Source organism: Pseudomonas sp. AIG (genome assembly GCF_977020205.1).
In genome coordinates this window covers 25,959-48,068 of record NZ_CDROCK010000057.1, presented here as the reverse complement: position 1 = coordinate 48,068, position 22,110 = coordinate 25,959, and the positions used below count along the sequence as shown (strand labels likewise).

The following is a 22,110-nucleotide window of genomic DNA, read 5'->3' as shown; positions in this document are numbered from 1 at the left end:
GGGTGAAGCTCGACGGCAAACTGATTGCCAGCGGCGGCGATATTCAGCTCGATGCAAATGGCCAACTGAGTCTGGCCGACACCTCGGCCACTGGCGCGGTCAACATCAAAGCCGCCAGCCTCGATGCACGCGGCCCGGTCTACGCCGGCACCGCGCTCAACGTGCAAACTCAGGGCAACCTGACCAACCGCCAGACCCTCGCAGCCCGCGACAGCCTCACCCTCAGCGCCGGCGGCCAACTGACCAACGCCGGCGTCATCGATGCCGGCGTCAACGCCGACGGCAGCCGCAATGCCAGCGGCGATCTGAGCCTCACGGCACAGAACCTCGACAACACTGGCAAAAGCCTCACCGCCAGCCGCAACCTGACCATCAACACCGCGCAAACCCTGAACAACCAGGGCGGCACGCTCAGCGGCCAAACCGCTGCGATCAGCGCCGGTACGCTGGACAACCGCAACGCCGGCAAAGTGCAGAGCAACGGCACGCTGAACCTCAACGCCGCGCAGGTGCTCAACAGCCAGGGCGTGATCAACAGCAACGCCATTCTTACCGCCAACATCGGCCAGTTGATCAACAGCAACGGCGAACTCAGCAGCCAGACCGACGCGGTTCTCAACGTCACCTCACTGGATAACGTTGCCGGCCTGATGAGCGCCGGCCGTCTGCTCGACATCAGCGCCCTCGGCGCGATCAACAACCGCACCGGCAGGATCGGCGCCAAACAGAATCTCACGCTAAAAGCCCAACAGCTCGACAACAGCCAGCAGGGCCAGTTGACCAGCGAAGGCACGCTGACCACGCGGATCAGCGAGCAACTGAACAACCAGAGCAAGGGCCTGATTCAGGCCAACGGTGCCATGGACGTGCAGGCCACGCGCCTGGATAACCGCGCCGGCAAGATTTCCAGCCTCGACACCCTGACCGTCAGCAGCGCCAACACCGACAACCGCGGCGGGACGATTCGCGCCGATCGGGCGGCCAAACTGCTGATCGACAACCTGGACAACCGCGACAAGGGCCGCCTCGAAAGCAAGACGGCGCTGACCTTCGACGGCAATACGCTGAACAACAGCAACGGCGGCCTGCTGACCTCGACCGGCCTGTTGAGCCTCAAAGCCAAAGCAGTGACCAACGATGGCGGACGGATTTCCACCAAGGGCGATATCGACGCCAACATCGACACCCTCAATCAAGAACACGGTGAACTCGTCGCCGAAGGCAATCTGCTGCTGACCGGGAAAACCCTCAACAGCCATCAGGACAGTCTGGTCGGTTCGCTCAAAACCCTGACCGTCAATGTCGAGCAGATCGACAACCGCGCCAGCACACTGTCCAGCCAGCTGGATTTGCACATCAACGGTTCGCGCCTGGACAACAGCGATGGCGGCAAGGTGCTGTCCGACACCACACTGGCGCTGAAAGTCGCGCAGATCATCAACGCCACCAACGGCCTGATTTTCAGCAAAGGCGCGAGCACCCTCAGCGGCATCGGCCTGAGCAACGTTGGCGGGCGCATCGTCAGCCAGAACACGCTCGGGCTGACCTTCGACGAGGCCATGGACAACCAGCAAGGCCTGATCAGCAGCGAAGGGCAGATGACCCTCACCGCCGGCAGCCTCGACAACCGTCTGGGCAAACTGTCGAGCCTTGAAGCGATGGCGCTGACTGCCAGCGGTTCCGTGCTGAGTCAGGGCGGCCTGATCGTTTCGCAGAAAGGCCTGACCTTTAAAAGTGGCAGTCTGGATAACAGCGACAACGGCATCATCAGCGCCAAGGCTGATTCGACTCTGACTACCGGTGAGTTGAAGAACCGCCAGGGCGGCAGTATCGCCACCGATGGCTCACTATTATTGACTGCCGCACACCTGGACAACTCCGGCGGCAGCCTCGGCAGTCAGCAGAAACTCGAAGTCTCGGTGACTTCGCTGGCGCAGGACGGCGGCGAGCTGTTCAGCAACGGCGACCTGACCCTGGACATGCACAACGGTCTGCTCAACAACCAGCGCGGCAACATCCATACGCCGGGCCAGTTGTTGCTGAAAAACCTTAAAGACGTCAACAACAGCGCCGGCGAAATCTCTGCGGCCAAGGCTTGGGCCATCAACGCACAAAGCCTGAACAACGACGGCGGCAAACTGCTCAGTAACGAAAAACTTACCTTGGTCATCGAACGCGCCCTGAGTAACGTCAAAGGCCTGATCGCTTCCGCCAGCCTCGACAGTCGCAGCGACAGTTTGAACAACAGCAGCGGTGACATCCGCGCGCGTGGTGATGCTGATTTCAGCGTCACCGGCATGTTCGATAACCAGAACGGTGTGGTCATCGCCGACAACGGCCTGACGATCACCGCCGCCAGTCTGGATAACCGTCAGGAAGGCCTGATCGGTTCGACTAATGCGCTGAAGCTCAGTGTTGACCGCGTCGACAACCGCAGCGGCGAGTTGTCGAGCAAGAGCGATGTCAGCCTGATCGGTGCGTGGCTGGATAACAGCGACAGCGGTTATATGCTGGCGGGAGGCAATCTGGCGCTGACCGTCAACGACGTCATCAACCGCAATAAAGGCCTGCTGTCCGGCGACAGCGGGTTGACGCTGAGCGGCAAGACGCTGGAGAACAGCGGACGTCTGACCAGCCAGAAAGACCTCGCGATCAACCTTTCCGGGGATCTGAACAACGCACAGGGCAGCCTCGTCAACGAAGGCGCTTTGGCGATCACCGCGCAAAGTCTCAATAACAATGGCGGCACGGTCTCCAGCGCCAAAGCGCTTACCGTCAACACGCGCGGCGCCGTCAGCAACCAGGGCGGCAAACTGCTGACCAACAGCGATTTCACGCTCAACAGCAGCACACTCGACAACCAGCAAAACGGTGCGATCAGCAGCAAGACCAAACTGAACATCAGCACCGGTGCACTCAACAATAGCCAGGCGAGCATTTACGCTGATGACCACGTCGAGATCAGTGCCGCTCAGGTGACCAACAGCGGTGGCAGTCTGGGCGCGGGCAAGACCCTTAACGCCAATGTCCTGGGGCTCGACCAGCAGGGCGGCAAACTGTTCAGCGGCGGCACCGTCAGCGTCGATCTGAACGGTGGCGCGCTGAACAATCAGGGCGGCGTGATCAACGCGCCGGACCAGTTACTACTGAAAAACCTCACCGACGTGAACAACCGTGGCGGCGAGATTTCCAGCGACAAGGCTTTCGAACTGATCGCCACGTCGCTGGACAACAGCGGCGGTCAATTGCTGAGCAACCAGAAACTCACGCTGACCCTCGCCAAGGCACTGACCTCGATCAAAGGCACGATTGCCGCTGCGGCATTGCAGGTTCGCGCGGAAAGTCTGGATAACAGCGATGGCGGCGTGTTGCTCAGTGACAGCGACATCGAGGTGACTGTCGATGGCCTGCTGAAAAACACCAACAAAGGCAGCATCCGCGCCGCGCAACAACTGACCCTCAACAGCACCGGCCTGAACAATCAGGGCGGCACGCTGGTCGGCGTTTCCGGGCTGAATATGGATCTGGGCGCCACCGCGCAGGATCTGAATAACCAGAACGGTGTGATCAGCAGCAAAGGTGGGTTGAGCATTGCCCATCTGCGCGACCTGAATAACCAGAACGGCGTGATCAACAGCAAAGGCGTGCTGAGCATCGCCACCCTGCGTGACTTGAATAACCAGCAGGGCGAAATCTCCAGCGTCAACAGCTTCAGCCTTACTGGCAATCGCCTCGACAACCGCGGCGGCAACCTGATCAGCAACGATCAACTGACCGTGACGGCGGTCGATCTGAACAACCAGAACGGTCTGGTTTCCGGCTGGAAAGGCGCAAGCCTCAGCGGCGGCACCCTCGACAACAGCCTGGAAGGCGCCATCTCCAGCCAGCTCGGCAACGTCAACATCGACCTCAGCGGCGCGCTGCTCAACCACAGCAAGGGTGGCATCGGTGGCCTCGGCGAAGTGACCATCACGGCCGCCAGTCTCGACAACACCGCCGGCACCGTTAGCAGTGACGGCAAACAAACCCTGAGCATGACCGGCGGCGCAATCAGCAACGCTTCGGGTGGCCTGATCAAAAGCGGTGACACCCTCGACATCCGCGCGGCCAGCCTGAACAACAGCAGCGGCAACGTCATGGCGAAAAAAGCCCTGACTTTCACCGGCGGCCCACTGAACAACAGCAGCGGCAGTCTGGTCGGTGACGACAGCGTCACCCTCGATCTGCTCGGCGCTCTGACCAACGTCAATGGCGCACTCGGCAGCACGGGAACGCTGTTGATCAAACGCGCCGCCAGCGTCGACAACCAGGGCGGCCAGTTGATCAGTCAGACCCTGCTGAGCCTGCTCACCAGCGGCGATCTGAACAACAGCCAGCGCGGCACTGTATCGGCCAACGGCCAACTGGACCTCACCGCCGGCGGCACGCTGCGCAACGACGCTGATGGCCTGCTCTCCAGCCGCGATGCCGGCGTGAACATTACCGCCGCCGCACTGAACAACGCCAAAGGCGCGGTGCAAAGCATGACCGCGCTGACCGTAAACACCGGCAGCGGCGCCATCGATAACCAGGGCGGCAAAATCATCGCCCAGAACGGCGACCTGACCCTCAACGCCGCCAGCCTCAACAGCCGTAGCGGGGTGCTCTCAAGCCTCAACGGTCTGCTGCAAACCCGCCTGAGCGGCGTGTTGCGCAACGGCCAGGGCGGCAAGATCGAAGGCAGTCGCCTCGACCTGCAAGCGCTCGGCGGTATCTACAGCGACGGCGGTCGGATCGCCGCCAACACCGGCAACATCCTGCTCAACGCCGGCGGCAACACCCTCGACAACAGCGGCGGCGGGATCTATGCCAAAGGCGTGGTGAAAACCATCGCCGGCTTGATGAGCAACAACAACGGCCAGATCAGCGGCAGCAGCATCGAGCTGGGTGTCGACGGCAATCTGACGAACCGCAGCGGCCTGATCGAAAGCGCCGGCACACTGGCGATTCGCGCCGCCAACCTCGACAACCAGGGCGGCAAACTGCGCGCGCTCGGCACCAGCGGCAAAACCGACTTCCAGATCGGCAGCCTGTTCGACAACCGCAACGGTCTGGTGGAAACCGCCAACACTGACTTCACCCTCGCTGCACCAAGCTTCCTCAACGCCGGCGGTTCGGTGACGCATGTCGGGCTGGGTGAGTTCGGCATCTCTACCGCCAACGTGATGAACGCCGGCGGCTCGCTGGTGACCCGTGGCGGCCTGACACTGAACGCCGACAGCTGGACCAACAGCAGCGTGATTCAGGCCGGGCGGTTGACGGTGAATGTCGGCAATTTTGTGCAGACGGAAAGCGGGCAGTTGCTGGCTTCCAATCAACTGGTGGGGCGTGGTGGCAACTGGACCAACGAGGGCTTGATTGCCAGTGACGGCAGCATGGACATGCAACTGGGCGGCACCTACGGCGGCAATGGTCGTGTCAGCAGCCTGGGTGATATGACCTTCAATGCTGCGCAACTGGGCCTGACCAGCGCTTCGAGCATTGGCAGTGGCGGGCAGGGCACATTCAACATCGGTGGCCTGCTGAACAATGCCGGCGGACGACTGACTTCAAACTATGCGATGACGATCAACGCCGGTGCGGTGAGCAACACCGGTACGTTGGGGGCTGCGCAGGATCTGACGATCAGGACTGCAAATCTGGTGAATAACCGAGGCCTGATTTTCAGCGGCGGCAATATGAATCTGCTGCTCAATGACTTCACCAACCAGAACGGCAATGTGTACAGCCTTGGCAATCTGACGATCACCGGCATGGACGGCGGTCGGGCGAACAACGTTAACAACCGGGCTGCCACGATCAATGTGGACGGTGACTTTTCGTTGTCAGCCAGCAATTTCAGTAACAAGACCGAAGGCGTCTTGGGGCAGGACAAGCTTGTTTCCGGTGATATCACCTACCAGTGCATTGGCGGCGAATGCAAGTGGATGAATTTCTTCGTCGAGGAACAATACGAGTCAGAGTCGACAATCAGTGGCGAGCAGGCTGTTGTCTCCGTTGGCGGCAATGTAAACGCAACCGTCGGCAATTTTTCCAACTTCGCTTCGCTGTTCTCAGCGGGGAAAAATATCAAGCTCGACGTCGACACGTTTGATAACACAGGGCTGGAATCCGGAAGCTATACCAAGACCCTAGTCTACGAAGCCAGAAACCGTGATTTCGATTTGCTATTTGATGACGTCACCGGCCTGGTCACGGCTTATGCGAAAAAAAACTCCAAGTACGAGCATGAGTATTCGTTCTATTCGTGCGGCGGGCAGGATTGGCAGGGTTGCGGGCTAGGTAGCATTCCCCGCGGCAATCAGACAAAAACAACACTCAACCCTTTCTTCGGCCAAGGCCCTGACGTTCCAGTTCCGGCGAAACTGCTGGGATATGCGCTAGTACCCGGTGGCGGTATCACCTACACAAGCAAAGGTGGAGCCTCCGCGATCATCCAGGCCGGCCAGGCAGTGGAGGTCAATGCTAAAACGACCATCAAAAACGGTACCTTGCAGGCCTATACCAACTTCGCCCCCGTGGCGAAGAACGCTCCGAAGACCGGCGTAAATGCCGGAGCGACTATTCCGGTCATTCGCATCAACGCCCAGCTTCCTCCAGACCTGGCCCAACAACAGGTCAACCCACTGGCTTTGCCGGGCTTCACCCTGCCAACCGGCGATAACGGTCTGTTCCGCCTCAGCCGCAAGGACGGCAGCGAACAAGCGATCTCGCCGGTCAAAGACTGGGCAATCGGCTCGATCACGGCTGCATCCTCTGGACATACCACCGGAATGCCGGTCAGACATGCCACCGATTTCCAGATCGACAAGAACGATCCAGTCTCGATGAAAAAACGCGATCTGGCATTGAGTGATGCCGCGTCGCTGAATCTCAACGACAGAACGGCTCAGTTCAACGTAGGTGCAACCGCTGCTGACGGTCCGGTCGGTGTGCTGGTGCCTGGCCGTGGCAGCCCTTCCTTTGACGTACCGCGCGTACAAGGTTTGCCCGACACCAGCGTGCGCTCCAACCCGCACAAATACCTGATCGAAACCAACCCGGTATTGACCAACCTCAAGCAATTCATGAGCTCGGACTATCTGCTGGGCAAGCTCGGCTACGACCCCGACACCAGCGCCAAGCGCCTGGGTGATGGCCTGTTCGAACAGCGCATGGTGCAGCAGGCCGTGGTCGCCCGCACGGGCCAACGCTTCATCGACGGCCAGACCTCGGACGAAGGCATGTTCAAGTACCTGATGAACAACGCCATCGCCAGCAAGGATCAGCTCAACCTGTCGATGGGCGTCACCCTGACCGCGCAACAAGTGGCGGCACTGACCCACGACATCGTCTGGCTCGAAGAGCACGAAGTGAACGGCGAAAAAGTGCTGGTGCCGGTGCTGTATCTGGCGCAGGCGAATAATCGGTTGGCGCCAAACGGGGCGTTGATTCAGGGCGGCGACGTCACTCTGATCGCCGGCGGCAACCTCGATAACGCCGGCACGCTGCGAGCCTCCAACAACCTGTCGGCCGAAGCCGGTAACAACCTCACCAACACCGGTCTGATCGAGGCCGGCGAACGCCTGACGCTGAAGGCCGGCAACGACATCATCAACAAGTCCGGCGGCATTATCTCGGGCAAGGATGTCAGCCTGACGGCCACCAACGGCAGCGTGATCAACCAGCGTGATGTGACCAGTGTCGATGTCAGCCGCGGTGGCAGTGTGTACCACCGTGACTATCTGGATAACGCTGCGCGGATTGAAGCGGCCAATGATCTGACGATCAAATCCGGTAAAGACATCAACAACATCGGCGGCGTTCTGCAAAGCGGCCGGGACATGACGCTCGATGCTGATCGCGATGTGAACATCACCTCGGTTCAGGATCGCAGCACTGATGCTCGTGGCGGCAGTTACCTCAATCAGACGATCACTCAGCACGGCGCTGAAGTGAAGTCCGGGCGGGATCTGTCGATCAGTGCTGATCGTGACGTGGCGATTGTGGCCAGTCGGCTGGATGCCAAGCGCGATCTCAGCGTCGATTCAGGCCATGACATTGTCATTACTTCGGCCGCCGACGAGAGTGACTACGTCTCGCGCAGCAAGAAGCGCGCGAACGAAACTCACAGCATCACGCAACAGTCGTCGGTATTGAACGCCGGACGCGATATCGCGCTGAATGCGGGTAACGATCTGGGCATCATCGCCAGTCGGATCAAGGCTACGGAAGATGTCAGCCTCGATGCGGCTCAGGACATCACCGTTGCCTCGGCCAAAGACGAAAGTTCTTCTTATTACTACAAGAAGAAAAAGGGCTCGTTCGGGCGCAGCAAAACCACCACGACAGAAAGTTATGAGAGCGAGAACGTTGCTTCCGTGATCGAGGCTGGACGTGACTTGACCGTCAACTCGTCCAAGGACGAAGACGGCGCCGTGAGTCTGGATGGTGGGCGCAATGTCACCATCATCGGTAGTCAATTGAACGCCGGCAAAGACCTCGTCGTCGGTGCGACCAACGATGTGGCTGTGCTTTCCGCTACAGAAGAATCCGGCTCCTACACCAAGAAAACCAAGACCGGTACATTCGGCTTGTCGAAAAGTGGCAGCAGCCATTTACAGACTGCTGTTACTCAAGTCGGTAGCCAGTTGAACGCCGGGCATGATGCCGTGGTGCTGGCAGGACGCGATGTTCGTCTGAACGCCAGTGAAGTCAATGCCGACAATGATGCTGAACTGCATGCGGGTCTCGTGGACAAGGAGGGTGATATCACCCTGTCGTCTGCGGATGACCAAGCGTACAGCCGAGCCGAGGAATACAAGAAAAAACTGGGTATGTCGCTCAAGGACACCATTGGTGTCTTTGCCGGTACTCCGGGGCTGGGAGCCGATATTACCGTCGGTGCCTCGCACAATGGCGGACGTGAAGTCGTCAGTTCCAACAGCATTGGCAGCCAGGTCAATGCCGGGCACGATGCGATTCTCAATGCATCTCGCGACATCAACGTCATTGGCAGTGGAGTCAGTGCCGATAACAGCGTTTCGCTCGATGCCGGCCGCGATGTCAATGTAGTCGCCTCGATCGATCAGCAGCGCAGCAATACTTGGGAGACGGACAAAAGCGTCGGGATCAAACAGACCATCGACAGCAATGCCTTCACCACGTTCGTTGGCAGCGAAACCCTTCAACATGGCGTCAACAGCAAGGGCTACACCGCAGCGGGCAGCTCCATCGATGCGGGGATGAACATCAATGTAAACGCCGGTCGCGACATCAACCAGCAAGGTTCCGATCTGACCGCCGAGAACAACATCCGGCTCAAGGCTGATCGCGACATCAACATCGATGCCAAGGAAGAGGCAAGCGAAGTCACTATCCGTGACAGCATCAAGCGCAACGGCATCACCGTGACCACGGCCTACAACATCGGCAACACCATGGATGGCCTCAAAGGCACTGGCAAAGGTGAGGATGGGGTCAGCAAAGGCTCAAGTGTTCTGAAGTCGGTTGATACGCTGGATCAATTCTTCAGTGGACCGAAATTTGACGGACATATCGGTGGATCGAGCGTCAGTTCAAGCCAGACTCAGACGTCGGTCACTCAACGTCCGTCGACGCTTTCTGCAGGCAATGACATCTCGCTGGACGCTGGCAATAACGTCAATGTCAGCGGTAGCCAGTTCAATGCCGGCCGTGACATCAACGTCAAAGGCAAGGACATCACCTTTGACGTTGCGCATGGTTCGGAAAGCAGCGACGGGCATTCGACCCAGAGCAAGGGCGGCGTCAAAGGGGGCACCACCGGCGGTTTCAAACTGGGCGTAGGTGTCAGCAATGCCGGCACTGTAGACAAATCGACGCAGGGCACCTCGACGGCCAGTCAGTTGAACGCCGGTGGCAGCATCAACCTTGACGCGGAAAACGATCTGACGCTGATCGGTACTCGGGCCACCGCCGAGCGGGATATCTCCCTCAAGGCCGGCAACGATTTGAACATTCTCTCGGCGCAAAACGCCTACGAGAGTTCGCACGATCGGCGTAGCTGGGGCGCGGAGGGCGGCATCATCGCCGGCCAGGACGGCTTCGGTGTTTATGGTTCGGCGAATGTGGGCATCGGCGATCTCAACCGTGAGGGCGTCAAGCAGCAAGAAGCCTATCTGTATGCCGGCAACAAACTGGGCTTCGAAAGCGGTCGCGATACCAATATCGCTGGCGCGACTTTGCGTGGCGACGAAGTCATCGGTGATGTCGGTCGAAACCTGACCGTGACCTCTGTGCCGAACACCGGCAAGGTCGAAGGCAAGGAGTTCGACGCCAGCCTGACGGTTGCGGTGAGCTTCGGCGCAACCGTCAGCGGCTCGCTGGGTTATGGCGAAACCAACGGTAAAACCAATTGGGTCGACAATCAGACTGTTATCAGTGGCAAAAGCAAAGTCGACATCCGTACCGAAAAACATACGCAACTCGATGGCTCGGTGATCAGCGCTGACAACGGCAACCTGAAACTCGACACCGACACCCTCGGCTACCGCAATATCACCGGCAAGGATAACGAGCACGGTTATTACCTCAATGTCAGCGGCAGTTATGGCGGGGGCGGTGGCGCCCAAGCCGACAAGCCGAACAAGGGCATGGAAGGCGAGAGCAAAAACAGCTGGGCCGTGGAGGGCTACAAGTACGACAAGGATCGTCAGCAGACGCTGAATGCCACCGTGGGTGAAGGTCAGATTGTCGTGCGTAACGACAAGGCTACCGGCCAGGACTCCACGGCGGGACTCAATCGTGATGTGAACAAAGCGTATGAGATCACCAAGGATGAGGAACATCGCACGACGTTGTATGTAAGCGATACTTCCCTTGATGCCGTTAGCCATCCGTTAGAGACACTCGAGCGATGGGGCGATAACGTTACCAACATTCATAAAACGCTGCTCAACCAAGCGCTTTTTGCCGTGCATGCCGCAAAAAACGTACAGGCAGAAATCGCACTTATACGACTTGACATTGATGACGTGCCTTCATTGGCCCGTGAGAGTCTGGGTGACGAGAAGGCACTGGATGTCGCGAAAAATCTTGTTCGCCGAGGCTTCGATCCTTCCGATTTGAAATCGCTGGATGCAGGAATCTTCCAGGGCTTGAGCAACTTCGCCAACTTGGCGGAGAACTATGACAAGGAAGTGCAGTCGTGTGTCACCAGAGGGGACTGTTCGTTCAGCCTTGAAGATGACGGCAGTGGCGGCAAAAAAGACGTCGTTTATCTTGACCCTTCTTTTGTAGAGGGGACAGGAATCAAAATGGGCAGGCAAGCCCTCGGTCAGTTGCAGGATGTACTGCTGCTCGCTGATAAATTACCTCTTGAGCAGGTTCAAGCGATTGCCGTTGCAGCGCAAGCTGTAATGGGGCCACTGAAATTCATGCTGACCATTACGCTCAACGCTGCCATTAACGCCGCTACGGATGGAAAGATTGAACAGTACAAGGATGAGGCCGCTGTCAAACTGGCGGCGCTTTTCCTTGGTGTACCTGAAAGTGAAGTGATTGAGCTAAATACGGAAGGCAAGGCAGCCCATCAAGAAGATAAAATCCAACATCCTTTCAATGGTGACGGAAACGTTGTAGCGGCACGCTTTTTGGTCGATGCGGTTCTCGGTGAGCTGCAATCGCTGGGTATCAAAGCTGGCAGTAGAGTTTTGGCTGTTCGCGACCGGTCTGGTGAAAGCCATACCAGTGGTGGCTCTTCAGATCTCAAAAGAGGAGCCGAATTCAAGGAGGCTGCTGCGCGTTTAGGATTCGATCGACGCATTCCTCCCCAAAAAGCTCCATTCGACTCTCATGGGCAACCGGTATTTTTTGATGGAAAAAAATACATAACGCCAGACGTGGATGGGCATAACGTAACGGGTGGATGGAAAGTGTTTGATAAAAAGGGTAGACGTGTCGGTACATACGATAAAGATTTGAACTGGGTGAAGGATTAAATAATGAGCTTTGAAATCTTGCTGGAGAAAGAGCCTTCCGAGCACTTTGGAGTCCAAGCTCTACGTGGCTTGATCCGACTGGGTGACGAAGAGGAAAGCTTCTTTGCTCCGATCTCCTTTTGGGGCAGGCAGGAATACTTGAGCAGTTGGTACTCATCGCTTTGCCGTGGTCTTGAAAGGAGACAGCACTCTGTATTGGTCACTTCAATGCTTGATCCAGAGTTGGCAAATTTCCTGATGGTTTGGGTTTTGTATTTTGTTGGAGAGTCTGTTCACATTCAGAATAGTGTGGTTTTTCTAGACGACGTTGTTCCCGGGTTTAATGGGGACGATGTCAATACTTACGTCGGTGAGCGCGAGGTGGTTAACGAAGATGGCGACAAGATTTCCGAATGGGTCGTACCTCTTTCGGAAGTGCTCAGTTTCAAAGAAAAATTGAAAATGGAAGTCGATGCTTGAGTGCGTGCCGCCTACCGCCCTACCTCAATCAAAATCAAAAGATCGCAGCCTTCGGCAGCTCCTACAGGGGATACGTACCCACTTTGTAGGAGCTGCCGAAGGCTGCGATCTTTTGCTTTTACTTCGGATAAAGCGGCGGCAACCCGCTGTCACCCACCGGATCCTGCACCCGTTCCGCCGCGGGAATCGTGCGGATCGCCCGCCACAAATCCTCACCCTGCCAATGCTGCCCCGTCTCGCTGTACAGCGCACCATTCAACCCATCCAGCGCATCTGACAACGGCACAAACCGCGCCGCCATGTCCGCCAGTGTCTCCGGCTGCTGACGCGCCCACGCATCCAGTGCCTGCCGCGTTGCTTGCGGGTCATTCGCCTGACTCGCCCGTTTGATGTCATCCATCAAGGTGCGCGGGCTCGGGCCGGTTTGGGCGGCGCGATGCACTGCCGGTTGCCAGCGTGCGCGCCACCACAGGCCGAAGCCGAGGAGGGTGGTGCAGGCGAGGATCAGGGTGCTGAGTTTCCACCACCACAACACATCGTTATCGACGATGCTCGGCTGCAGGTTGCCGGTCGGGGTGTCGACTTGCAGGCTTGGGTTGTTGGCCACTTGCAGCGTGCGCGCGGGCAGGCTGCTGTGTTCCAGGTGGTCTTCGAAGGTGTTCCACCAGACCACGTCCACGGTCGGCAATTCGATGGCGCCGCTACGGCTCGGCACCAGCGCTTCGCGTTCTTCGCGGCTGCCGACAATGCCGCGGTCGGTGCTCTGGTTGCTCAGCACCGGTTGATCGGGGTAGCGGCGCAGGCCGTTGACGTCGGTGGCGGGCAGCGCTGGCAGTTGCGAGCTGGCGAGGCCTTCGACTTTCAGGGTCAGGCTGCGCGTCATCGAATCGCCGACCTGCGTGTGTTCCGGTTCCGGGTTCCAGCTTTCGCTCAGGCTCAGGCTACGCGCGGGTAGCCATGGCGCATCGACCGGATAGGTCAGGGGTTTGGGTTTGACGGTCAGGGGGATTTCAGAAGAACTGACGCGCATCAGCTTGCCCGGTTTCGGCCCCTGCGCATTGGCGTCCTGAGACGGCTGCGTGTCGACCAGTGTGGCGCTGAAGGTCTGCGGCGCGATGGTCAGCAAACCGCTGTGTTGCGGGTAGATCGCGTAGCGCATTTCGATCACGCCATGGCGCACACCGTTGAGGTCTTTTTCGTAGGTGCGCGTGTCGCCGAGTTGCTCGATGCGCGCATCGGCGATTTGCAGCGGGGTCAGGCTGCTGTCGTCGTACAGCGACACCGAATGGTAGATACGCAGGGTCAGAATTGCCTGTGCCTGCACATACACGCTGGACTGATCGAGGCTGGCCTCGATGAACACCGGATCAAGGCTGTTCTGGTTCTCGCGGGTATCGCTTTCGACCACTTGCACGGTGATCGGCTGGCTCTGCGCGTCGCCCAGTTGCAGCGGCGGGATCACCACGCTGCCGTTCTCTTTGGGCAGCAGGGTGATGATCCAGCGCGTGGTCGCGCTGTTGTCGCCATTGAGGGTGTTGAGCTGGTTGACCTGCCGCGTGCCGCGCACTTCGAACAACGCTTCCAGCGCGGTCAGGTCGGGTTTGCCGAACTGGGTGACGTCGCTGGTCTCGAGGGTGAGCTCGACCGTCTCGCCGGAGTTCAGGCGACTGCGATCCACGCTGGCGGTCAGCTCGGCCGCGTGGGCGGTGGCCGTGCAGAGCAGCAGGGGCAGCAAGAGAGCGGTGAAGCGGGTCATCGAGTGTTTTCCTGATCCTGATGTTGTTGCTGTTCGTACCAGAATTTGCGTCGCAGCAGTTCGCCCGGATCATCCGGGATCTTGCCCAGCCATTGTTCCAGTGCCTGACGTTGCTCGCCTTGGAGGTTGTCTTCACTCGGGCGCAGCGTCGGCACGGTGTCCGTTTGTTCTTCCTCGGCGCTGCCCGGCACTTCGTTGGGGCCTGGCTGCGGCGGCGTGGTCGGTGGCGGTTCGCTGGCCGATTCGCTCGGTTGCGCTTCGCTCTGGGTTTCACTTTTTACCGCCGGTGGCGGTGTGGTCGCTGGCGGTGGTTCGTCGCCGGGCAGGCTCTGTTCGTTCGGTTTGTTTTCCGGTTCGGCGGGCGGTGGTGTGTTTTTCTGCTTGAGCAGGTTTTCCACCAGCGCCTTGTTGGTCTGCGCCGGACGCAAATCCGGTTGCAGTTCCAGTGCCTGTTCATAGGCGTCGATTGCCGCTTCCAGCTCACCACTTTTCGCCAAGGCGTTGCCACGATTGTAGTGGGCGCGGGCATCGCTGCCTTCGGCGAAGCGCTGGGCGGCGCCACTGTAGTCGCCGGCCTCGTACAACGCCACCCCTTGCCACTGATGATTTTCGAAATGTTGGGCGGCTTCGACCGGGCGCTTTTGCTTGAGCAAATGCAGGCCCTGTTGGTCGGGGCGCAGCCACAAATCCTCAAAGTCAAAAGCGTAGCTGGGCTGCGGCAAGCAAAACAACAACGGCAGGCAGAACAACCAGCCACGCCGCCCGGCGCAGGCGGCGAGCAGCAACAGCGGCAACAGCAGCCAGTAACCCTGATCGGCCCAGGTATCGAGGCGTACGGTCTGGCCATCGTCGCGCAGGCTGCGAGGTCCGTTGAGCAGGCCGAGCGCGCCAAGATCCGCTTCGTCGAGGCGAGCAGGGTGGTATTCGCCACCGACGCTGTTGAGGAAAGCCGCGAGGCCCGGGCTGTCGAGTTGCGGCACGCGAATCGCGCCTTGTTCGTCCTTGAGGAAACTGCCGTCCTCCTGAGCGATTGGTGCGCCTTCAGCGGTGCCGATGCCGAGCATCAACAGTTGCGTCGATTGCCCGTTGAGTGCGCGACGAATGCCTTGACGTTCTTCTTCATCGAGCGACGAGCCGATCAACAGAATCCGCCCCTGACCGAGCGCACCCTGTTTCAGCAGGGCCAGCGCTTTACTCACGGCCAGATCGGCGCGATGACCGCTTTCCGGCATCAACGAAGGCTTGAGTGCATCGAGCAAATTGCGACTCGTCGCGAGGTCATCCGACAGCGGCACCAGCGTGTGCGCGCTGCCGGCATAGACGACGATGGCAGTCTGCGCATCGCTGCGCGCCTGCAACAGGTCGAAGAGCTTGCGACGCGCCTGCTCCAGTCGCGTCGGCGGCGAATCGGTGGCGAGCATTTCCGGGGTCAACTCCAACAGCACGACCAAGGGATCGGCTGGCTTCTGACTGGTCTGTTCGACGCGCTCCCAGCTCGGTCCGAGCAGGGCCAGAATGGTCAGCAACCAAGCCACGCCGAGGGCGACCCATGGCAGTTTGCTGTCGCGACCATTGCCGCCACTGAGCAGCGTGGCATGAAACGCTGGTGGCAAAATCATCTGCCAGCGCCCGGCGCGTTTCTGCCGGTGCCAGAGTTGCCAGATCAGCCAGCCCAGCAGCGGCAACAGCAGTAGCCACCAAGGACGGAACCAGTGCGGCCAGAGCGCGATCATCGGCGCCTCCGCAGACGCAGGCGCTTGAGACGCTCGCGCCAGTCAGGCAGCGGACTTTGCAGGTACAGCTCTTTGGTGAACAGGCGTTGCAACGGGTTGTCCGGCCACAGTTCCCGGGCGACCAGCAACAGGCTCAACCACAGCGCTAGCGCCAAAGGCCAGTGATACAAGGCTTGGGCCGGGCGGGCCTGGGTCGGTTGCTGGATCACCGGTTCGAGTTGATCGAGGGTGTCTTTGATCGCTTGCAGTTCTTTGCCGTCGTGGGCTCGGAAATATTGCCCGCCGGTAACTTCGGCGATGGCTTTGAGTGCCGGTTCGTCGAGGTCCAGGCTCGGATTGACGCCAAGCAGGCCGGTTGAGCCGCTGTCCTCGGGATTGGCGCCGATGCCGATCGGGTAGATCTTCACGCCTTCGCTGGCGGCCAGTTTTGCTGCTGTCAGCGGGTCGATTTCGCCGCCATTGTTAGCACCGTCAGTCACCAGAATCAGCACGCGACTTTGCGCCGGGCGCATGCGCAGGCGTTTCAGCGCCAGACCGATGGCGTCGCCGATCGCAGTGTTCTTGCCGGCAATGCCGATGCGCGCTTCGTCGAGCCAGACGCGCACGGTGTGGCGATCAAAGGTCAGCGGCGCTTGCAGATAGGCCTGGCTGCCAAACAGGATCAAGCCGACCCGGTCGCCATCGCGACTTTCAAGGAAATCGCCGAGCAGATGCTGCACCAGCGTCAGGCGACTGACCTCTTCGTCCTGCCACTGCATATCGGGGAAGTCCATCGAGCCGGACACGTCCACCGCCACCAGCAGATCGCGGCCGCTAGCAGCAATCGGCAGCGGCTCGCCGAGCCATTGCGGACGAGCGGCGGCGGTCAGCAGCAACAGCCACAACAGCATGAACGGTGCTTGTTGGCGCCATGCGGGGAGATTGGCGCGAGCGCGACGGCGGGCGAGGCCTTCGAGGTCGGACAAGAAACTGACTTTCAGCGCCGGTTCGCCGCTGTCGGCCACTGGCAATACGAGGCGCATCAGCCACGGCAGTGGCACCAGCACAAAGATCCACGGCCAGGCGAACTCAAACATGTTTGCGAATCCACGTGTCGACCGCTTGGGTCAGGCCGGCGATGGCTTTGTCATCGAGTTTGCATTCCGGTTTGTAAGCGCCTTCGACCAGCACCATCCAGCGCGTCAGGCCGGCGGCCGGGCAACGGTTGTCGAGAAACGCCAGCCATTTGCGCCCGTTGAGGGTGTGGCTCTGGCTGTAGGGATAGTGGTTGCGGCACAGGCGTTTGAGCAGGCCGTTGAGTTGCTGCAGCCAAGCACCGGCCGGGGCGCCGTCGTAGGGTTTGGGCATTTGTGCAAGTTCAGCGAGGGCGGCAATGCGCACCGGGTCGAGTGGCTGTTCGGCGCGCACGATCGGGCGTTTCTTCATGGGAATGAAGCGGCGCAGCTTCCACGCGGCGAAACCTAGCAGCGGCAACAACAGAAGCAGCAGCCACCAGCCCGGCGCCGGCGGCCAGAAGGCAATCGGTGGCGGCGAGATCAGCGGTTGCAGTTGTTCGAGGCCGTTCATCGACTTTTGCCCGGACGCTGCGGATTGAGGAATTCGCGCATCTGCTCGACCATTTCACTTTGCGTACTCAGCGGCATCAGCAATACCCGCAGCTTTTGCGCGAGTAATTCCCAGCGGGCGATGCGTGCTTCGGCCTGGGCGCGATAGGTCTGGCGCAGCTCGAAATTCAAGGTGTCGAGTTCCAGTTGCGCGCCGCGTTGGGCGAATCGCAAAAGTCCGGCGGCGGGCAGGGCGTGATCGAGAGGGTCGGACAGCGGCAGCATCAGCAGATCGCAATGGCGCGAGAGCAGGCTCAGTTGCTGCTCGGCGCTGTCGGACAGCGCGCGCTCATCACAGATGACAATCACCAGACTGCCGGGCCGCAGCACCTCGCGGGCACGGCGCAAGGCCACGCCAAACGCATCACGATCCGGCTCACGCTCGCTGTGCAGCGACTGATTGACCTTGACCAGACGGTTGAGCAATTGCAGCAGGCTCTGTTTGCTGCGCCGTGGCTTGATTTCGTAGTGCTCGTTGTCGCCGAACACCAGCCCGCCAACGCGGTCGTTATGACCCAGCGCGGCCCAGCCGATCAGCGCCGCCACTTGCGCCGCGAGCACCGATTTGAACATCAGCCCGGAGCCGAAAAACAACCGCGTGCTTTGCTCGACCATAATGAAAATCGGCCGTTCGCGCTCTTCGTGGAACAGCTTGGTGTGCGGCTCTTGCGTGCGCGCCGTCACGCGCCAGTCGATGGTGCGCACGTCGTCGCCGGCCTGATAGACCCGCACCTGATCGAAGTCGACGCCGCGACCACGGAATTTCGAGTGATGCAGGCCGATCAGCGGGCTGCGCTGACTTGGCGTGGAAAACAGCTGCACTTCGCGCACGCGGTGGCGCATCTCGATCAGCTCGGCGAGGCTGACGCGAATACCGGGTTCGGAAGGCTGGGGGGCGTTCATCGGGGTCAAGCGACGGCTACGACGTCGAGAATCCGCTGCACCACCCTATCCTGATCGATGCCGGCGGCCTCGGCTTCAAACGACAAAATGATGCGGTGGCGCAACACGTCGAACAGCACCGCTTGAATGTCTTCCGGACTGACGAAGTCGCGACCGGCCAGCCAGGCGTGGGCGCGGGCACAACGGTCCAGAGCAATCGAACCGCGCGGACTGGCGCCGTAGGCGATCCACTCGGCCATTTCCGGGTCGAACTTGGCCGGGTTGCGCGTGGCCATGACCAGTTGCACGAGGTATTCCTCCACTGCGTCAGCCATGTACAGACCGAGGATTTCCTTGCGCGCGGCGAAGATCGCCTGCTGGCTGACGCGGCGCTCGGGTTTGGTTTCACCGTTCAGCGCTTCGCCACGGGCCTGCTGGAGGATGCGGCGTTCGACGGCAGCGTCCGGGAAACCGATTTTCACGTGCATCAGGAAACGGTCGAGCTGCGCTTCCGGCAGCGGATACGTGCCTTCCTGCTCGATCGGGTTCTGCGTGGCCATCACCAGAAACAGCGGCGATAGCTCATAAGTGCTGCGGCCGACACTGACCTGACGCTCGGCCATGGCTTCGAGCAGCGCCGATTGCACCTTGGCCGGGGCGCGGTTGATTTCGTCCGCCAGCACCAGGTTGTGGAAGATCGGCCCTTGCTGAAACACGAAACTGCCAGTTTCCGGACGATAGATCTCGGTGCCGGTGATGTCGGCCGGCAGGAGGTCGGGGGTGAACTGGATGCGATGGAACTGGGCTTCGATGCCCTCGGCGAGTTCTTTGATCGCTTTGGTCTTGGCCAGACCCGGCGCGCCCTCGACCAGCATGTGGCCGTCCGCGAGCAGGGCGATGAGCAAACGCTCGATGAGTTTTTCCTGGCCGAGAATCTGCGTTGAAAGAAAGGTTCGCAGCGCCAGCAGCGCTTCACGATGTTCCATCGGTGACTGTTCCTGGAAAGGGGTGGCCACAGGCGTTCGGATAACGCCGGGGCTGGGGGCGTTACTTTAATCCATCGTGGGGGGTGGCGACTAACGGCATTTTGCGCAAAGTGCGGGAAATGACTGGGGGATTTGTTGGATTTTTGTAGTGCCGGAGAGTGGCAGTGTTCTTTCGGGCCCCTTCGCGAGCAGGCTCGCTCCCACATTTTGAGCGGCGTACATCCGACAATGTGGGCGCGAGCCTGCTCGCGAAGGGGCCAGCCCAGACGCAATCAAACTTCGTTAATGAACGTACCCGTCCCATCAAGGATGTTCTTCAGGGTCTCGACCACCTCATCCATATCCACCATATCCGGGTTAAAGCTGATCTCCAGCACATCATCCCCATTCAACGCATCGGCATCCGCCGCCGCTATCTCGATCTTCAACAGAGTCTTGGTCAGGGTGACTTTCACACCGTCGAGGGTCGAAGGCTCGCCATCCAGCGTAATCTCCAGCTCATCCTCGTCCGGATAGCGGCTCATCAGGAACATATCGCCGTTGTCGCTGTGGCAGCAGAGCATGGCCATGTTGTCTTCTTCGTCATCGCACGGGTTGACGATGAGTAGGGCGGTGGTCATTTGCATGGGGAGTTCCTGATTGGGCGGGCGCGTCTGACGGTGCGCAAAAAAGCCGATTTTGCCAGCCTGAGGAAAATTCTGCTGCACATCGTTTGAGCCAAGGCATGCTCTTAAGGACATTTCTTCAAGGTGGGTACGAATTGTCTAGCGGCCTCGTAGGACTCCGGAAAAGGCGATAGATGGCGCAAGTTAGACGTGTTTTCGCTTGTTTTGGCGAATTTTTCCCGTCAGATTTTACTGCTCAAGCGCAAGGGAGTGCGATGGACAACATGAAAAAAAGGATCTCTTTTGATGAAGCAGTATTTCGAATGGGCGCAAGAAATCCGGCATCTGTCCGAAGAACAGGTTGAAGCGCTTTACCAGCGCTACCTCAATGGCGAAAAAACCGCTGACTTGATCGCCGAGTACAAGCTCGCGGACACCGTACGCAGTGTGCTGAAAGTACTGCCGCCGATTGTCAGCGCCGACTTGAGATGCCCGTATTGCGATTTGCCGATGTGGATGCGCCGCCCCGCCCGCGGTACCCCGATTTCCCTGCGCAGCGCTTACAAATGTGTGAATTGCGAGCATCGATACTTCACCGCCGGTTTTGGCTCGCGACGCAATGTGTGTGGTTGTGATGCCTGCGTCCGGCTGCGCAAACAGCAAATCGCCGATCAGGCCGAACGTGACCGCAGTGATTTAGCCATGCGCTACGGCACGCCAAGCCCACCGGTGCCCTTTACCAGTCTTGGATTCCAGCAAAAACTTGCTCTGCTGGCGTTACTGGATGACGGCGGCCAAGGCGCAGGCGAACGCGAACGCGAACGCATTGCCGCGCTTGATGTTGAACTCAGAGGGGAAAAGCTCACGTCCACTGACACTTTCAGTGAAGAACTGGTGAAAGGTCTTCACGAGGCGGGCGCCTTGCAGGTCGATACGGCATCGGACATTCGGGCGTTCAATCGGGCCGACGATTTCAGCATCAGCACTTATTCGACCATTTTCTGGCGAGCCAACGTCGCGCTGGACGAAGGCGTGCGCTGCACGCGCGATACGCTCTATCTGGCGCTATACGAAGAGTTGTCCGGGCCTGTGCTGCCAGGATGGAAGCGTGAGTTGTACGCATTGATCTTCAGGCTCGCGCGGGAGGAATCGATTCAATACGTTCACTTGCTGGCCAATCAGGTCGGTATGGCGTTCACCGCCGAAGCCCGCGCCGACTCGGTGATCGGCACTTTGCTGCAGAATTTCTCGGTCAGCCAGATCTACTACTTCGCCAGAGTGGCGGTGAAAAGTGCCGCGCACTTCTATGCTACCGGCAACTCCAAGGGCCGCACCCACGCCTCCAACACGATTCCGCGCAACATGCAGAGCACTGCGCAACTGGCCTTGGCGGAGAACTGGCGCAAGGACAGCTACCGCGATTCGCGCGTGCCGCAGCCGGCCATGACCCGCCTGCTTTACGACGTCGTGCTCAAGGACAGCGGTGCCGGTTTTTCCAAGTCGCCGGGGCTGTTCTGGCGAGACGAGTTTGTGCCTCGGTTTCTCACGGGCTCGCCGATCGCCGCGCCGCAGTTCGACCATCCGCAGCTGTTCTGCCGCGAGTGCGACTCTAACAACATCGACGCCAGCATGGATAAATTGACCCTGCAAATGCAGTGCTACGACTGCGCCACCGTGAGCAAATTTCGCGCTTACGAAGAGTTACCCGACTGATCCGCGTCAACCGCGGGCGCTGAACCCGATGCCACGCTCAAGGTCGATAGAACGGCCTTGGGCGTTTTCGTTTCTGGATATGTAAAGGCAAAAGGTCTGCACCTGGGACGGATGTCCCGTAAATACGGGCGTGCAACCCGGCGTTTTGCGCCACGACTGCTAGTGTTTACCGATGCCAAAGCCCTCGTTTACGTGCCAATGACCGAATATGTCGCAGCACCGCAAGCAGACACATTGTCGCACCCTTTAAGCTGCGCAACGGATGAGCACCCGTAAAGGCATTGTCGGCACCGCTGGCAGTCGCTTTTGCAGATGCTCATTCTATGGAAGGTGAATGTGACCTGAGTGTCCCGTCCAGCTTCACCCACCTGTC

10 protein-coding genes and 1 pseudogene are annotated in these 22,110 nt (G+C 59.5%); 4 read left to right on the top strand and 7 right to left on the bottom strand.

The window, feature by feature from the left end:
• Window positions 1-2: 2 nt before the first annotated feature.
• From ACWR1S_RS25985 to ACWR1S_RS25975, 3 genes and pseudogenes are all read left to right on the top strand, one after another.
• Window positions 3-11,774 (top strand): annotated as a pseudogene (locus ACWR1S_RS25985) (hemagglutinin repeat-containing protein); the annotation flags it as partial.
• Between the two features lie 48 nt (window positions 11,775-11,822).
• Window positions 11,823-11,999 carry a toxin C-terminal domain-containing protein gene (locus ACWR1S_RS25980; RefSeq protein ID WP_454565483.1) on the top strand — a complete coding sequence of 59 codons (177 nt, stop codon included), beginning with the start codon at window positions 11,823-11,825 and terminating at the stop codon, window positions 11,997-11,999.
• 3 nt (window positions 12,000-12,002) lie between these two features.
• Complete coding sequence (locus ACWR1S_RS25975) at window positions 12,003-12,458, top strand: hypothetical protein (RefSeq protein WP_454565481.1); 456 nt, start codon at window positions 12,003-12,005, stop codon at window positions 12,456-12,458.
• A 118-nt stretch (window positions 12,459-12,576) separates the two neighbouring features.
• Here ACWR1S_RS25975 and ACWR1S_RS25970 read toward each other — a convergent pair whose 3' ends face one another.
• The 7 genes from ACWR1S_RS25970 to ACWR1S_RS25940 all read right to left on the bottom strand — a co-directional run bounded on the left by ACWR1S_RS25970 (window position 12,577) and on the right by ACWR1S_RS25940 (window position 20,045).
• Window positions 12,577-14,214 carry a BatD family protein gene (locus ACWR1S_RS25970; protein WP_454565480.1) on the bottom strand — a complete coding sequence of 546 codons (1,638 nt, stop codon included), beginning with the start codon at window positions 14,212-14,214 and terminating at the stop codon, window positions 12,577-12,579.
• Window positions 14,211-15,947, bottom strand: coding sequence for a tetratricopeptide repeat protein (locus ACWR1S_RS25965; protein ID WP_454565479.1), 1,737 nt, complete (start codon window positions 15,945-15,947; stop codon window positions 14,211-14,213). Before ACWR1S_RS25965 ends, ACWR1S_RS25970 begins: the two co-directional genes overlap by 4 nt.
• On the bottom strand, window positions 15,944-17,023 hold the full coding sequence (locus tag ACWR1S_RS25960; RefSeq protein ID WP_454565478.1) for a vWA domain-containing protein: 1,080 nt from the start codon (window positions 17,021-17,023) through the stop codon (window positions 15,944-15,946). Before ACWR1S_RS25960 ends, ACWR1S_RS25965 begins: the two co-directional genes overlap by 4 nt.
• Window positions 17,016-17,513, bottom strand: coding sequence for a DUF4381 domain-containing protein (locus ACWR1S_RS25955; RefSeq protein WP_064119837.1), 498 nt, complete (start codon window positions 17,511-17,513; stop codon window positions 17,016-17,018). Before ACWR1S_RS25955 ends, ACWR1S_RS25960 begins: the two co-directional genes overlap by 8 nt.
• The gene (locus tag ACWR1S_RS25950) at window positions 17,510-18,454 is read right to left on the bottom strand and encodes a DUF58 domain-containing protein (protein WP_242206039.1); all 945 of its coding nucleotides are present in this window, start codon (window positions 18,452-18,454) and stop codon (window positions 17,510-17,512) included. Before ACWR1S_RS25950 ends, ACWR1S_RS25955 begins: the two co-directional genes overlap by 4 nt.
• Window positions 18,455-18,459: 5 nt before the next feature.
• A complete protein-coding gene (locus tag ACWR1S_RS25945; protein ID WP_007913915.1) occupies window positions 18,460-19,419 on the bottom strand; it encodes an AAA family ATPase in 960 nt (319 codons plus the stop codon).
• A gap of 272 nt (window positions 19,420-19,691) precedes the next feature.
• Window positions 19,692-20,045, bottom strand: a complete 354-nt coding sequence (locus tag ACWR1S_RS25940; protein ID WP_454565477.1) for a hypothetical protein — start codon at window positions 20,043-20,045, stop codon at window positions 19,692-19,694.
• 285 nt (window positions 20,046-20,330) lie between these two features.
• Here ACWR1S_RS25940 and ACWR1S_RS25935 point away from each other — a divergent pair, with 285 nt between their 5' ends.
• Window positions 20,331-21,737, top strand: a complete 1,407-nt coding sequence (locus ACWR1S_RS25935; protein ID WP_454565476.1) for a hypothetical protein — start codon at window positions 20,331-20,333, stop codon at window positions 21,735-21,737.
• Window positions 21,738-22,110 lie beyond the last annotated feature (373 nt).